Annotated in this window: 13 protein-coding genes; 7 read left to right on the top strand and 6 right to left on the bottom strand. The window is 41.8% G+C overall.

The genetic code is table 11. The features are described 5' to 3' along the window. Positions 1–11 precede the first annotated feature (11 nt). The 6 genes from PR761_RS09125 to PR761_RS09100 form a co-directional block, all read right to left on the bottom strand. Complete coding sequence (locus tag PR761_RS09125; RefSeq protein WP_006813837.1) at positions 12–1,139, bottom strand: hypothetical protein; 1,128 nt, start codon at positions 1,137–1,139, stop codon at positions 12–14. Positions 1,140–1,330: 191 nt separating this feature from the next. Continuing rightward, positions 1,331–2,533, bottom strand: a complete 1,203-nt coding sequence (locus tag PR761_RS09120) for a hypothetical protein (protein ID WP_154610908.1) — start codon at positions 2,531–2,533, stop codon at positions 1,331–1,333. Between the two features lie 169 nt (positions 2,534–2,702). Continuing rightward, complete coding sequence (locus tag PR761_RS09115) at positions 2,703–2,936, bottom strand: FeoC-like transcriptional regulator (protein WP_006813835.1); 234 nt, start codon at positions 2,934–2,936, stop codon at positions 2,703–2,705. Between the two features lie 12 nt (positions 2,937–2,948). Beyond that, a complete protein-coding gene (feoB, locus tag PR761_RS09110; RefSeq protein ID WP_006813834.1) occupies positions 2,949–5,267 on the bottom strand; it encodes a Fe(2+) transporter permease subunit FeoB in 2,319 nt (772 codons plus the stop codon). 55 nt (positions 5,268–5,322) lie between these two features. Further along, the gene (gene feoA, locus PR761_RS09105) at positions 5,323–5,553 is read right to left on the bottom strand and encodes a ferrous iron transporter A (protein WP_006813833.1); all 231 of its coding nucleotides are present in this window, start codon (positions 5,551–5,553) and stop codon (positions 5,323–5,325) included. A gap of 450 nt (positions 5,554–6,003) precedes the next feature. Next, on the bottom strand, positions 6,004–8,334 hold the full coding sequence (locus tag PR761_RS09100; protein WP_154610907.1) for a Tex family protein: 2,331 nt from the start codon (positions 8,332–8,334) through the stop codon (positions 6,004–6,006). A gap of 162 nt (positions 8,335–8,496) precedes the next feature. Between PR761_RS09100 and greB the strand changes: the two genes are divergently transcribed. From greB to pstB, 7 genes are all read left to right on the top strand, one after another. After that, positions 8,497–8,982, top strand: a complete 486-nt coding sequence (gene greB, locus PR761_RS09095; protein ID WP_006813830.1) for a transcription elongation factor GreB — start codon at positions 8,497–8,499, stop codon at positions 8,980–8,982. Between the two features lie 115 nt (positions 8,983–9,097). After that, complete coding sequence (gene ompR / locus PR761_RS09090) at positions 9,098–9,817, top strand: osmolarity response regulator transcription factor OmpR (protein ID WP_006813829.1); 720 nt, start codon at positions 9,098–9,100, stop codon at positions 9,815–9,817. Next, on the top strand, positions 9,814–11,145 hold the full coding sequence (gene envZ, locus PR761_RS09085) for a two-component system sensor histidine kinase EnvZ (RefSeq protein ID WP_039854601.1): 1,332 nt from the start codon (positions 9,814–9,816) through the stop codon (positions 11,143–11,145). The genes ompR and envZ overlap by 4 nt, the downstream gene beginning before the upstream one ends. Positions 11,146–11,625: 480 nt before the next feature. Continuing rightward, complete coding sequence (gene pstS / locus PR761_RS09080) at positions 11,626–12,669, top strand: phosphate ABC transporter substrate-binding protein PstS (RefSeq protein WP_006813826.1); 1,044 nt, start codon at positions 11,626–11,628, stop codon at positions 12,667–12,669. Positions 12,670–12,779: 110 nt separating this feature from the next. Beyond that, on the top strand, positions 12,780–13,736 hold the full coding sequence (pstC, locus tag PR761_RS09075) for a phosphate ABC transporter permease PstC (protein WP_006813825.1): 957 nt from the start codon (positions 12,780–12,782) through the stop codon (positions 13,734–13,736). Between the two features lies 1 nt (position 13,737). Then, on the top strand, positions 13,738–14,619 hold the full coding sequence (pstA, locus tag PR761_RS09070; protein ID WP_039854598.1) for a phosphate ABC transporter permease PstA: 882 nt from the start codon (positions 13,738–13,740) through the stop codon (positions 14,617–14,619). 36 nt (positions 14,620–14,655) lie between these two features. After that, complete coding sequence (pstB, locus tag PR761_RS09065; RefSeq protein WP_006813823.1) at positions 14,656–15,432, top strand: phosphate ABC transporter ATP-binding protein PstB; 777 nt, start codon at positions 14,656–14,658, stop codon at positions 15,430–15,432. The last annotated feature ends 11 nt before the right edge of the window (positions 15,433–15,443 follow it).

The following is a 15,443-nucleotide window of genomic DNA, read 5'->3' as shown; positions in this document are numbered from 1 at the left end:
GATAGGGTTGACTATAACGTCAGGTAGGAGCCCACTAAGGTATCTTCATTGACTTGCGGATGAAATGCTTTCACATAAACCAAACTGCTCGGTAGATTATTTTTATGATTATATTGAGCAATTTTGGTTTCTAGGCTTTGCATAAAACCATCGAAATCATCAAATTGTTGAAGCTCTTTATGGGTATCAAAAATTTTATAACTCATCCCAGATCCTGATGAATTGGGTTGGATGCTAGCAGCTAGTGTATCGTTGGAAAATAGAAACTGCAGATATATGGCTGATGAATTTGAGGGTTGTCGATATTGTTGCAAATCAGAATTAAGCTGAGTTACGGTTTTTTTCTGAGGTAAATAGGGTGTGTTTATATCTGAATGTGTGATTAAGCCATATAACGTCAACAGATGATCAAAATTACCAAACTCCTTGTTGCGCATTTCAGCATGAGCGGCAATGAGAAAGCGATTTGCTAACGCGTTAGTGGGATGTTCCACCAGTTCTTTTAGTTTGGAGTGATCAGTAAAATGATTTTCGAGTGTTTTAAACTCTTGGTCATGACGGAATTTATCCCCTTCTTTTGTGTACTTATAAACACCATCACTAATTCCTTGGTAATAGTACCGTGCAAGCTTATGTACTTGCTGATTATACGATTGGAAATGGCGAGTTGTATTTAATTGAATAAGGGGCTTACTTGCTTCTTGCTGTTGATGCTCTGTTATTTTTTTGAGTACATTTTTACTGCCTTTTAAGTCGATTTCACGACTCATTTCATAATATTGTTTATAAAATTTCAACGAAGTATAAAAATCTTGAAATTGCAGAACTTCGGTTAGGCATTCACGAAAAACTTTCTTACAGAAACTTTTATTATCAACAGGTTCTTGAGTTGTGATCTGCTCATTTATTTGTGGCGTGGCATGGGATTGGATGCGGCTTTTATTCAACAAATTAATAAAACTAATTCCTTTATTATTGACCTCATTGATTAGAAAAGTACTGGTTAGTCCCCTTGATAAAGAAAGTTTCGCGGAATTGATGAGTATTTGGTTATTGGAATAGTAAGTTTTGATACATTTCTGACTATTGGTATCGTTAATTAATGTGTTTTGTTGGAATGGTATTGATGAAATCAACATGATTGGGAAGCTCCTTACGGTTAGCATGAGCGCTATTGCGAGGCAGGTGAGGTGACATTATGATGAACTTTCAAATGAAGTGAGTCTTAAAAAGCATCTTAAGGATAATAAATCAGAGAAACTTCAGATTGTGGAATACTCAAAAGCGCATAAGCCACCGTATTGGGAGTGACTTATGCAGAAGGTGAAAATTAAGAGTCGAGTAGGCTTATTGGTTCATTTTTTTGACGATATTGCTGGAAAATAACGCGATCCAGCGGTAAGCCATTTTTGAGGTTACTAGCTTTGAGGGTTGTTTCTAATGCTTCAATAAACGTGGCGAAATCTTTAAATTCTGAAACACTATTATCTGCTTTAACGAGCTTGAAGACTTTTTGATTAGTCCCCCGATGAGATTGAATGCTAGTGGCATAAGTTTCTTGTCCAGCAATAAACTGAAGAAAAATCGCGGGAGCATTATCCGCACTTTGTTGCTTGAGGACTGTTTTTATGTGGTTGAAGGTATCGACTTGCGGCAAATAAACGCCTGCTTGCTGGGTTTCAGTGATCAAACCATGGTGTTGCATAAGCTGTGCAAGGCCGCTATATCCATTATTAATAATGGTTTCATGAGCCGCTTTTAACAGGTGTTGGGTAGTTTGTTTACTGATTTTGTGTGTTGACTGTAACTTGCCTGCAAATTTATTCGATAAATTTTGTAATGCTGGGTGTTGATAAATATCTCTGCCTTCAAATGTATTTTTATAATTTACATCACTCAGGTATTTAAAATATTTAATCGCGAGGTCATGAACCTGCTTATTATATTTTTGAAATTGAAGTTCTTTCTTGTCAGTAATGAGTTTATTTTTCTCTTCTCCAATTCGGTGTTTATTGATTGACTTTATTGCGTCTTCTTTACCGTGGAAATTAGCCGGTAAGCTTATTTTAAACAGGTGCTGGTTATGCTTAATTGATAAATAGTGATCTTTAATTGCAGAGATTGTGTGTAAAAAAGCGGGAGATTCATTTTTTAAGGTAGAAAATTGACTGATAGTTTCATCGTATGAAGGTAATAAATTATTTGCTGTATCGTAAGCCGCATAGGGGCGATTGGCTTCGGTATATGTAGGTAAATGGGTTGCTTCACTGTATGTCAGCAGCCCAGGTAATTGATTTGAGCAGGCTTCATCGTACGAAGGTAAACTGGATAAACTCTGACTTTCTCTTAAAAAATCAATATTATGGTTTGATACTTCATTGATTAAAAATACATTTGCTAGGCTACGAGAGAGGCAGTTTGCTTCAATATTTTGCTTAGTATTGGTTTGAGGGATTGAAGGGGTGGCGGGTTGTCTAGATTTAAATGGATTAATAAATGAACGGCTAAATGTGGATAAAGATTGATTTCTCATATACATCCTCTCTATATATATCAAATGGTTAATGCTTAGTAACCTCCATTCTAAATAGCGAAAGTAAAAATACTTTTAAAAAAGGATGAGAATTAATGAGGGTTAGGAATTTTATGAGGAATATTAAAATTGGTCAGGATTCTTTAACTCAATAGGAAATTCAATAAGACTATTTAATTTTATATACGAAGTGTGAACAATCGTTAATTTCTGGACAACCTTTGCAGCTAGTGCCTGTTAAACAGGCACTGATGTCTACTTTTTCTACTTTCCCCATGCTCACTAGCTTTTCTGCCATGGCATTCACCAATGGAGCAGGGGCATTGAGTTGAGTGCTTAATAACGTGATGTCAGCTTGCCCATATAAAGCAATTAAATCTCTGACTTGTAGCAAGCTGACCATCACGTTAATTCCTTAGTGACAACTATTATTGGAGCAACCGGAACATTGTTGCACGGTTTTAGATTTAATATTGAGAGTAACGCGGCTGCGCACACGGCGTAGAACAGCAATCAACACAATATTAAATAGGAGTACGGCACTTATCGCTATCAAGCTACTTTGTGGGTGCTCACTGAACGTTGCTGTTTGGTAGAACAGTGTTGCAAGGCTATAAGCGACGTTGAGTCCCCAAAGAATAGAGAACATCATCCAGCTTTTATTGGTCTCACGTGCAATTGCTCCCATTACAGATACGCAAGGCACGTACAGAAGAACAAATATCAGGTAGCTATAAGCGCTAATATCAGAACCGAATTTAGCCGCCATGGTGCCCATTGAACCAGATTCCATCTCTGCATCACCCATACTGGCTTCAATAGGGTTAGACAGCGCACTGATTGAGAACGTATCTTTCAGGCTATTCCATGTGTCAGTCACGGCGGATCCAAGCTCATCGAGTAAATCAAATGCTTCAGGATCGAATGGTTCTGCGGTAATTGCTTCTGCGGTGTACAGGGTATTCAAGGTTCCGACGACCACTTCTTTTGCCATGGCTCCGGTAATTAGACCGACAGTTGCTTGCCAGTTATCACTGTGAACCCCAATAGGTTGCAGAACTGGGGTGATGACCTTACTCACGGAGGCTAGTGCGGAGTCATTAATATTATCAACGGGCTTACCGGAAAGAGAAAAGCTATTAAGTGCTCCGATAAAAATACTCGCCACAACAATCACTTTACCCGCACGCAGTACGAAGCCTTTCAAACGTTGCCATGTTTGGATCAGCAATGTTTTCAGGTGAGGAACATGATAAACCGGTAACTCCATAACGAATGGGGATGCTTCTCCGCGCATCAGGGTATGTTTCAATAACAGCCCCGTTAGGATGGCAACTACAATACCAAGTAAATAGAGGGAAAATACAACGCTTGCACCATTTTTACCAAAGAAGGCAGCGGCAAAGACGGCAAAGATAGCCAGACGAGCACCACAAGACATAAACGGTGCCATCAGTACGGTAATTAGCCTTTCTCTAGGCGCATCAAGCGTTCTTGCGCCCATAATAGACGGTACGTTACAACCGAATCCGACAATTAACGGCACAAATGATTTACCCGGTAAACCAAGAGCTTGCATTAACCTATCCATCACGAAAGCAGCACGGGCCATATAACCAGAGTCTTCCAATATGGATAAAAATAGGTACATCATCCCAATTTGTGGCACCAATGGTAGAACGGTATTAATACCGCCCCCAACACCTTGGGCAAGGAATATGGTGAGCCAATCAGGGAAGTTTGATGTTGCTCCAATCCATTGAATTCCATGAATGAAGATAGCTTCAGAGGCGCCTTCAAAGAAGGGCTGTAACGCACCACCGATATTGATCGCTAACACAAACATTAAATACATGACAAACAAGAAAATCGGTACCCCTAACCACCGGTTGAGGATAAATCGGTCAAGGTTTTGAGTGAGGCGGTTGGGTTCGGCGGCACTATTATTGATAGCGGCATTACAGATGCTAGCAATGGATTGATAGCGCGCATCAGCAATCAATAATTCAGGTTCTTCTTGTAAGGCATTTCTGAGGTTAGAGCGAGTTTCTGCCAGTAATTGTTCAGAGACATTAGCACGCTGACGGCTGTAAATATCCCCTTCTAAAATTTGCAGAGCTAACCAACGACGTTGTTGTAGGCTAAATTGTTGAGCCGATATTTTTTCAGAAAGCTCATCTACAGTTTTGAGTAGCTCCGCTGGGTATTGCACTAACGCCTGTTGGCTATTTTGTGGGTGGCTATCAATAGCTTGCTTGAGTTGCTCAAGACCTGTAGCTCGGGTTGATACCATCGGGATCACCGGGCAACCAAGCTGTTTCTCAAGTTGTTTGATATCGATTTCAATACGCTGGCTTTGAGCGATATCTAGCATATTGAGTGCAACGATGCAGGGAACCCCTAACTCAACAAGTTGCAGGGTAAGGTACAGGTTGCGCTCCAAATTGGAGGCATCAACCACGTTGATTAACATGTCTGCTTCACCACTTAAAATAAAGTAGCAAGCAATCTGTTCATCAAGAGATGTTTGCTCAGAAATCGTGGTGAGAGAATAAGTCCCTGGAAGGTCAACCAGTTCAATTTTGTGTTCAGGAGTGTGGAAACGTCCAACTTTACGTTCAACGGTGACCCCTGCCCAGTTACCGACACGCTGACGTGACCCTGTTAACTGGTTAAACAACGTGGTTTTACCTGCGTTCGGGTTACCGATAAGGCCGATAGTTAATGGTTTCATAGTGTATGCCAGTCGTAAAAATAAAAATCTTTATCAGAACAAATCTAATAAATTATTAATTTATTTGCACTTCATCTAAGTTAATGAGCGCTAAATCTTTTTTGCGTAATACTAAGCTCACTCGGTGAGTTTCAATTTGTACGGGATCACCAAATGGGGCGATACGTACCACTTTAAATACCGAGCCTGGTAGCAAGCCAAGAGAGAGGAGTTTTTGGCGATAAGCTGGGCTGATCTCTGGTGAAAAGCCAAGTATTTTGTAACTGCATTGGGGAAGTATGGACATAGTACCTTCCAATTACTGTTTATTCCGTTGATTGAAATGAATATTATCATTTTCAATCAATAGATAGTGTTATTAAGAATAATATTGATAATTATTATTATAAAGTGGTTATCTTTAAAAGAAATAGCGTGGGAAATAAAAATAAATCTAATTAACAATGAGAATCATAATCATCTACCATGTTGTATATTTAGCCTCTTTTTTCGCTATCATTAAATGATGTGGATCAAGAATAGATTTGGTTTGCGGAGTTTTTAAGACAATAAAGACAATGTTAATATTGTTAATTAAAGTCATTAAATAAAACAAAAGAATAGATAGCCAATTGAATTAGCTAATTTAATATTAGCAATAATATTAAATACAAAAAATTAATGTCAATGTGATTAATTATTTTCGGGTGAGATTTAATGAATGCCCTTGCAAAGAATCGCAAGAGCATTTTGGTTATTAACGTTTTTTACCCAATGCAGCGGCAAGTGCATCACTCATCGCACTATTACCAGTATTCGCGGTGTTTTGGCGCGAATTGCCTCGTGGTGCTGGTGCCTTACGTGCATTTTTATCCTGTACAGGGGCAGAACTGCGGGGCGCGTTATTACTGTCTCCGGCTTGTTCATCTAAACGCATCGTTAAAGCGATACGTTTACGTGGAATATCTACATCCAATACTTTGACTTTAACAATATCACCCGCCTTGACCACTTTGTGTGGGTCTTCAACGTAGCTATTTGATAAAGAAGAGATATGCACCAGCCCATCTTGATGAACACCAATATCCACAAATGCACCGAAGTTAGTGACGTTGGTGACCGCACCTTCTAAGATCATGCCCGGTATTAAGTCGTTCATGGTTTCGACACCATCGGCAAAGGTCGCTGTTTTGAACTCAGGGCGCGGGTCTCGTCCTGGTTTTTCTAACTCTTTGATAATGTCAGTGACGGTTGGAACACCAAATTGCTCTGTCGTAAATTCACGTGGGCTTAAGCCATTTAATACTTGGGAATTCCCCATAATTTCTTTTAGTGGCTGACGTACAGTTTCGAGAATTTTTTCCACAATAGGATAGGCTTCTGGGTGAACTGTCGAGGCATCTAGTGGATTATCACCATTGGAGATACGTAAGAATCCGGCACACTGTTCAAATGCTTTAGGTCCTAAACGAGGCACTTTTAAGAGCTGTTTTCGGTTATTAAATTGGCCATTTGCATCACGCCAGTCTACAACGTTTTGGGCAATCATCTTACTGAGCCCTGCAACGCGGGTAAGCAATGGAACAGAAGCGGTATTCAGGTCAACGCCGACGGAGTTTACACAATCTTCAACGACCGCATCGAGCTTACGTGCTAATTGGGTTTGGCTAACGTCGTGTTGATATTGACCTACACCGATAGATTTAGGATCAATTTTTACCAGCTCCGCAAGGGGATCTTGTAAACGACGAGCAATGGAGACTGCACCACGTAGAGTTACATCTAGGTCTGGGAATTCTTGGGCTGCAAGCTCAGAGGCAGAATATACTGATGCACCGGCCTCGCTCACAATCACTTTTTGTGCGGTGACATCAGGGTACTGTTTTTGTACTTCAGCAAAGAAACGTTCGGTTTCTCGGGAGGCGGTTCCATTACCGATAGCCACTAACTCCACATTATGTTTTTGACATAACGCGGCTACGATAGCGGCGGCTTTTGCTGCCTGCCCAGTATGCGGGTAAATGGTGTCGGTCGCGATCACTTTGCTTGTGGAGTCCACAACCGCAACTTTAACACCTGTACGTAAGCCAGGATCTAATCCCATTGTGGCTCGCATACCCGCAGGCGCTGCCATGAGCAGGTCGCTTAAGTTACGTGCGAATACATTAATGGCTTCCTCTTCCGCTTTCTCACGTAAGGTGCTCATGATTTCGGTTTCTAGATGCAATAAGACTTTGACGCGCCATGTCCAGCTGATAACGGCTTTGCGCCATTGATCTGCTGGCGCATTATTGAAACGTACATCGAGATGGCGAGTAATAATTTCTTCGCAATAACTCTCTTTTGGCGGTTCTTCAAATTGCGGGTCACAGTTTAGTGACAATTGCAAAATTCCTTCATTGCGTCCACGGAACATGGCTAAAGCACGGTGAGAAGGAACTTGAGAAACAGGCTCATGGTGATCAAAATAGTCGCTAAATTTCACGCCTTCAGTTTGTTTACCATCAGCAACTACCGAGACAATGTGGGCATTTTTCCAAATATAATCGCGAACTTTGGCCAATAAGGCCGCATCTTCGGCAAAACGCTCCATTAAAATATAACGAGCGCCATCTAAAGCAGCTTTCACATCTGCAACGCCCTTGTCTGCATCGATATAGCGCTGTGCTAATTCTTCAGGAGATTGGCTCGGGTCGTTCCATAAGGTGTCAGCTAAAGATTCTAATCCGGCTTCAATTGCAATTTGACCGCGGGTACGACGCTTTGGCTTGTAAGGGAGGTAAAGGTCTTCAAGTTCAGTTTTATTTAGTGTGGTATTGATTGCGGAGGTGAGTTCCGGGGTAAGCTTACCTTGTTCTTCAATGGATTTTAGGATGGTTTGCTTACGGTCATTTAACTCTCTCAAATACCCTAAACGGCTCTCTAGCTGTCGAAGCTGAGTATCATCCAACCCTCCAGTGACCTCTTTACGGTAACGGGCAATAAAAGGAACGGTGTTACCTTCATCCAATAATGTGATAGCGGAAAGTACCTGTTGTGGCTGGGTTCGCAGTTCAGCTGCAATAATTTGGCTTAGAGTTTCATTCATGTCGTGTTTAAATACCTACTCAAAGAACGGTGAAAATTTACTGCACAGTTATACTTGGTGGTTGGCATAATTTCCAGACAGAATTTCCATCTAATGCAAGGAAAGTCGCAGATAAATTTTTATAACATCCTATAATCATTCGTTTTATATACCCTTAATGTTATGAATAAGAGCCTGTTAATTACCCGTGAAGGTTGGGACGCTTTAGATAAAGAACTCAAATATCTTTGGAAAGAAGAGCGCCCAAGAGTGACTCAATCCGTCTCTGAAGCTGCGGCTCAGGGGGATCGGTCAGAAAATGCAGAATATATTTACGGTAAAAAAAGATTGCGGGAAATTGACCGCCGCATCCGTTTTTTATCCAAAAGATTAGATCAATTAAGAATAGTCGAACCCGATCCTCGTCAGGAGGGGCGTGTCTTTTTTGGAGCTTGGGTTAAACTTGAAGACGATAACGGAAATATCCGAATTTTTCGTTTAGTTGGTGCAGATGAATTCGATCCGGCAAAGCAATGGATTTCAATCGATTCTCCGGTAGCCCGCGCGCTGATTGGTAAACGGGTTGATGATGAAGTTGTGGTTAGCACGCCGGGCGGGCAAGTAACCTATTTTGTATTAGAAATTAGCTATAAGCCATTATTCAATTAAAGAGTAAAAAAATTCATTAAAACTAAGGTTAGTGATAAATTAGTGGCATAAATATTATTTTTGTTTATTTTCATGAGCAAAATAATTCGAAGGATCTACACTTTGGGGGCTACAAATGCAGGAAAGTTATAAGATTCTTGTTGTCGATGATGATATGCGTTTACGTGCTCTGCTCGAACGTTACCTTACGGAGCAGGGTTTTCAGGTAAGAAGCGCAGCGAATGCTGAGCAAATGGATAGGATCCTAACGCGGGAATCTATTCATTTAATCGTATTAGATTTAATGCTTCCTGGGGAGGATGGATTATCTATCTGTCGTCGATTACGTAGTCAAAACAACCCAATTCCTATCATTATGGTCACGGCAAAAGGTGAAGAAGTTGACCGTATTGTTGGTTTGGAAATTGGTGCGGATGATTATATTCCTAAGCCATTTAATCCTCGTGAATTATTGGCTCGTATTCGCGCAGTATTACGTCGTCAAGCGAACGAATTACCGGGGGCGCCATCTCAAGACGATGCCGTGATTACTTTCGGTAAATTTAAACTGAACCTCGGTACTCGTGAGATGTTCCAAGGCGAGGAGAATATGCCATTAACCAGCGGTGAGTTCGCTGTATTAAAAGTTTTGGTATCTTATCCGCGTGAGCCTTTATCTCGAGACAAACTGATGAGCTTAGCGAGAGGTCGTGAATACAGTGCGATGGAACGATCAATTGACGTTCAAATTTCACGTTTACGCCGCATGATTGAAGAAGATCCTGCCCATCCTCGTTATATTCAAACGGTCTGGGGTCTGGGGTACGTGTTTGTTCCTGATGGAAGCAAAGCATGAAGCGACTGAGGTTCTCACGACGTAGTACATTTTCTCGTTCGTTATTTTTATTTGTAGCACTACTGTTTGCAAGCCTTGTGACCAGCTATATGGTCGTTTTGAACTTTGTTGTTATGCCTAGCTTACAACAGTTCAATAAAGTGTTGGCGTATGAAGTGCGTACATTGATGACGGAGAAAATGGTTCTACAAGATGGAACCTCTGTGCGGGTATCTCCTGCGCTGCGTAAGAAAATCTATAATGAATTAGGTATTACTTTTTATGCACATTCAGCCGCTATGAATGAAGGGCTGAATTGGGCAAAGGAGTATGATTTTCTTAGTAAAAATATGTCGGAATACTTAGGCGGCAAGGCCAGTGTACATCTTGAACTTGGGCGTGAGTATCCGATATTATGGTTAACTTCCTATCTTGCACCAGATATTTGGGTGCGAGTCCCGCTTACTGAAATTGGTCAAAATCAATTCTCGCAAGTCTTTCGCTATACTCTCACCGTCTTCCTCACTATATTTGCAGGGGTTTGGTTGTATATTCGCTATCAAAATAAACCCTTATTAGAGTTGGAATATCATGCTGGTGAAGTCGGTAAAGGGCATATATTACCGCCAATGCAGGAAAAAGGGGCGACAGAGGTGCGAGCAGCGATCCGCTCGTTTAACCATATGGCTGCCGGTATCAAAACCCTCGAAAATGACCGTACCGTCCTTATGGCGGGGGTGAGTCATGACCTGCGAACACCGTTAACACGAATTCGTCTTGCCACTGAAATGATGAGTCCTGAAGATAGCTATCTGGCTGAATCTATCAATAAAGATATTGAAGAATGTGATGCGATTATCGGTCAGTTCATGTCTTACCTGAAAACAGGTCAAGAGATGGATATGGAATTCTGTGATCTCAATACCATCCTCAATGAAGCTGTGGTGGCAGAAGTTAATGTAGTCGGAGAAATTGAAACGAAACTTGTGCCGGGCCCTGTTATTTTCAATGGAAATCCGCTAGCAATTAAACGCGCGATAACCAACATGATCGTCAATGCATACCGCTACGGAAATGGTTGGATTAAAGTCAGTAGTGGTAAGAATGAAGATTATGTTTGGTTCCAAGTGGAAGATGATGGTGCTGGGATCAAAGACGAAGATATTCACCGCCTCTTTCAGCCGTTTGTTCAAGGGGAAAAAGCCCGTAGTAACACCGGGACAGGGCTGGGGCTGGCGATAATTCGTAGAATTATTGATGCTCACGAGGGGAATATTGAGATCCGTAAAAGTGAGCGTGGCGGGTTTGCTATTAGAGCTTTGCTCCCTCTAAAGGAACGCGAAGACTGATATCTCGTCGTATTTCGCGCTGCAGCGTTGTTGGCTGCGCTCGTTAATCCTAGTCACATACTTGTGTATGCTCCTAGGGCTTAACTCGTTTGCCGCCTAGCTGCAACACGAACTACTTAGAGATATGCTGTGTAGAAAAGTATTCTGTATAGAAAAATAGAAAAATAGAAAAATAGAAAAATAGAAAAATAGAAAAATAGAAAAATAGAAAAATAGAAAAAATTTTTGTCATTTATGACAATATATCATGGTCATTTTTAAAACTGTAATATTCACATGATCACTTATAATTAATTGAAAAATAATGGAATAGTTATTTTTCTTTCTCGGTTTTCCTTTCTCTTCGTCGATAAAATCCTCAAATGTCATAAAACCGTCATAAATGTGACATGTTGCCGTAACTAAATTGTCCTATTTTCCCTACCGTGACATACACTTTAATTTACTACTTGATTGTTTCTATACATCCCCGGAGGGATTATGAAAATGATGCGTACCACCCTAGCAAGCGTAATGGCAGCAACTTTATCTATGACTGCAATGTCTTCTTTTGCTGCCACCAGCCTGACCGGAGCTGGCGCGACATTCCCTGCTCCTGTTTATGCTAAGTGGGCAGATTCTTATCAAAAAGAAACAGGCAACAAAATTAACTATCAGGGGATCGGTTCTTCTGGTGGCGTAAAACAAATTAATGCAAAAACTGTCGACTTCGGTGCATCTGATGCGCCATTAACAGATGAAAAACTGAAAGAAGACGGTTTGTTCCAATTCCCAACGGTAATTGGCGGTGTGGTTTTAGCGGTTAATGTAAAAGGCATTCAATCTAACCAACTGGTGTTAGATGGTGCAACTTTAGGTGATATCTACCTAGGTAAAATCACAAAATGGAATGACCCAGCCATCGTCAAGTTAAACCCGAATGCTAAATTACCTGACCAAAACATCGCGGTTGTTCGTCGTTCAGATGGTTCAGGTACTACGTTCGTATTCACTAGCTACTTAGCGAAAGTCAGCTCAAGCTGGAAATCAGATGTTGGTGCAGGTTCCACAGTTAACTGGCCGAAAAACAGCGTAGGCGGTAAAGGTAATGATGGTGTTGCAGCCTTCGTTCAGCGTCTCCCAGGCTCAATTGGTTACGTAGAATATGCTTACGCAAAACAAAATAATCTTGCGTATACTAAGCTAATCTCTGCGGATGGCCAGCCAGTATCACCGACTGGTGAAAGCTTCAGCGCAGCAGCGAAAAAAGTTGATTGGTCAAAATCCTTTGCACAAGACCTGACTAACCGTGAAGGTGCGAATGCGTGGCCAATTACTTCAACCACATTCATCTTAGTTCATAAGCAACAAGCGGATGCGGTGAAAGGTAAAGCAGCTCTTGATTTCTTCAACTGGGCTTACGAAAAAGGTGGTAAACAAGCAGAAGCATTAGATTATGCAGTTTTACCTCAAGAAGTCGTGACCGCAGTACGCGCAGCATGGAAAACAGAAGTTAAAGATAGCCAAGGTAAATCACTGTTCTAAGTGAGCCTCGGGTTGGAAAATGGTAAGCGGATGTTGAGGAACAGCATCTGCTTATTCACCGTAGTAACGTAACCCTACTGTGAAGTAGGTATGGAATGAGAACAAAGCGCATGGCCGAAAAAATAACGGCATTTAAAGCCCCAAGCAAATCGGGTGACGTGATTTTTAGCGCACTGGTAAAGATTGCCGCGCTAATTACTCTCCTCATGCTCGGCGGTATTATTGTTTCCCTCATTTTTGCATCCTGGCCAAGTATGCAGAAGTTTGGGTTTTCGTTTTTGTGGAACAAAGAGTGGGATGCTCCTGCTGAGCAATTTGGTGCATTAGTACCAATCTACGGCACCATTGTTACCTCATTGATTGCTCTGATCATCGCCGTACCCGTCAGTTTTGGTATCGCGCTGTTTTTAACAGAGTTAGCACCTAACTGGTTAAAACGTCCATTAGGTATTGCGATTGAGCTCCTCGCTGCAATCCCAAGTATTGTTTATGGTATGTGGGGGCTTTTCGTCTTCGCTCCATTATTCGCAGAATATTTCCAAGAACCTGTCGGCAACGTGATGTCGAGTATTCCTATTGTTGGGGAGCTGTTCACTGGTCCGGCATTCGGTATTGGTATTCTTGCGGCAGGTATTATCCTCGCTATCATGATTATTCCTTACATCGCCTCTGTTATGCGTGATGTGTTTGAACAAACTCCTGTGATGATGAAAGAGTCAGCCTACGGTATTGGTTGTACTACATGGGAAGTGATTTGGAATATTGTTTTACCTTATACCCGTAATGGGGTTATCGGGGGGGTGATGTTGGGCTTGGGTCGTGCACTCGGTGAAACCATGGCCGTCACATTCGTCATCGGTAACACTTACCAGCTCGATAGTCCTTCATTGTTTATGCCGGGTAACAGTATTACCTCTGCACTGGCGAATGAGTTCGCAGAAGCGGAAAGTGGTTTACATACCGCTGCGTTAATGGAACTTGGTTTAATTCTATTCGTAATTACCTTCATCGTTCTGGCGATTTCCAAACTGATGGTAATGCGTCTTGCGAAGAATGAGGGCCGCTAGTATGTCAACATATGAACCTATCGCCGTTAACCAGCAAGAACGTGCTCGCCGCCAAGCGTGGCGTCGCCAAATCAATAGAATGGCGCTGGTTATCTCCATGCTCACAATGGCATTTGGCCTGTTCTGGTTAGTTTGGATCTTATACTCAACAGTAACCAAAGGGATTGATGGTATGTCCCTCAATCTGTTTACCGAAATGACTCCGCCGCCCAATACGGAAGGTGGGGGTCTGGCAAACGCCATAATGGGAAGCGGTTTATTAATCCTGTGGGCAACAGTGATTGGTACACCATTAGGTATTTTAGCGGGTATCTATTTAGCGGAATATGGTCGTAAATCATGGCTAGCTTCTGTTACCCGTTTTATTAACGATATTTTGTTATCTGCGCCCTCGATTGTGGTGGGTTTGTTCGTCTACACCATTGTGGTCGCTCAAATGCAGCACTTCTCCGGTTGGGCTGGTGTGATTGCGCTGGCATTACTGCAAATTCCAATTGTTATCCGTACGACAGAAAACATGTTGAAGCTCGTACCGGATAGCCTACGAGAAGCTGCTTATGCTCTGGGCACACCGAAGTGGAAAATGATTTTATCGATTACATTAAAAGCATCTGTATCTGGGATTATCACCGGTATTTTGCTGGCAATCGCGCGTATTGCGGGGGAAACCGCACCGCTGCTGTTTACTTCTCTGTCGAACCAATTCTGGAGCACCGACATGAGCGAGCCAATTGCTAACTTACCCGTGACGATTTTTAAATTTGCGATGAGTCCATTCTCAGAATGGCAAGATCTGGCATGGGCAGGGGTTCTTCTAATCACCTTATGTGTCCTGTTAATCAACATTATTGCGCGTGTAGTGTTTGCACAGAAAAAACACTAATCCCAGACGAATAAAGATTTATAGAGAGAAGTAACCATGATTAATGCAAACGACATTACAAACAGTAAAATTAAAGTTCGTGACCTTAACTTCTTCTATGGCAAGTTTCACGCCCTGAAGAATATCTCTTTGGATATTGAAAAAAACAAAGTCACCGCGTTTATCGGTCCATCAGGTTGCGGAAAATCAACTTTGCTGCGTACTTTCAATAAAATGTACGAATTGTATGGCGAGCAGCGCGCTGAAGGTGAAATTTTACTGGATGGCCAAAACATCCTAACGGACAAGCAAGATATTGCATTGCTACGTGCTAAAGTCGGAATGGTGTTCCAGAAGCCTACGCCATTCCCAATGTCTATTTATGACAATATCGCGTTTGGTGTACGTCTGTTTGAAAAATTATCTCGTGTGGAAATGGACGAGCGAGTGCAGTGGGCGCTGACAAAAGCCGCATTATGGAATGAAACCAAAGACAAGCTACACCAAAGCGGTTACAGCCTTTCTGGCGGACAGCAGCAACGTCTGTGCATTGCTCGTGGTATCGCAATTCGTCCAGAAGTTTTATTACTCGATGAGCCATGCTCCGCTTTGGACCCAATTTCAACTGGGCGTATCGAAGAGCTGATCACTGAATTAAAATCAGAGTATACCGTGGTGATTGTGACCCACAACATGCAACAAGCCGCACGTTGCTCTGATTACACGGCATTTATGTACTTGGGTGAGTTGGTTGAGTTTAATAATACCGACAAAATGTTTACCACCCCAGAAATGAAACAAACTGAAGATTATATTACTGGCCGCTACGGTTGATATGGAGCCGA

The organism is Providencia sp. PROV210, assembly GCF_028479445.1.
GTDB lineage: Bacteria > Pseudomonadota > Gammaproteobacteria > Enterobacterales > Enterobacteriaceae > Providencia > Providencia rustigianii.
The sequence above is the reverse complement of the archived record's forward strand: the minus strand, read 5'-3'. Positions and strand labels throughout refer to the sequence as shown.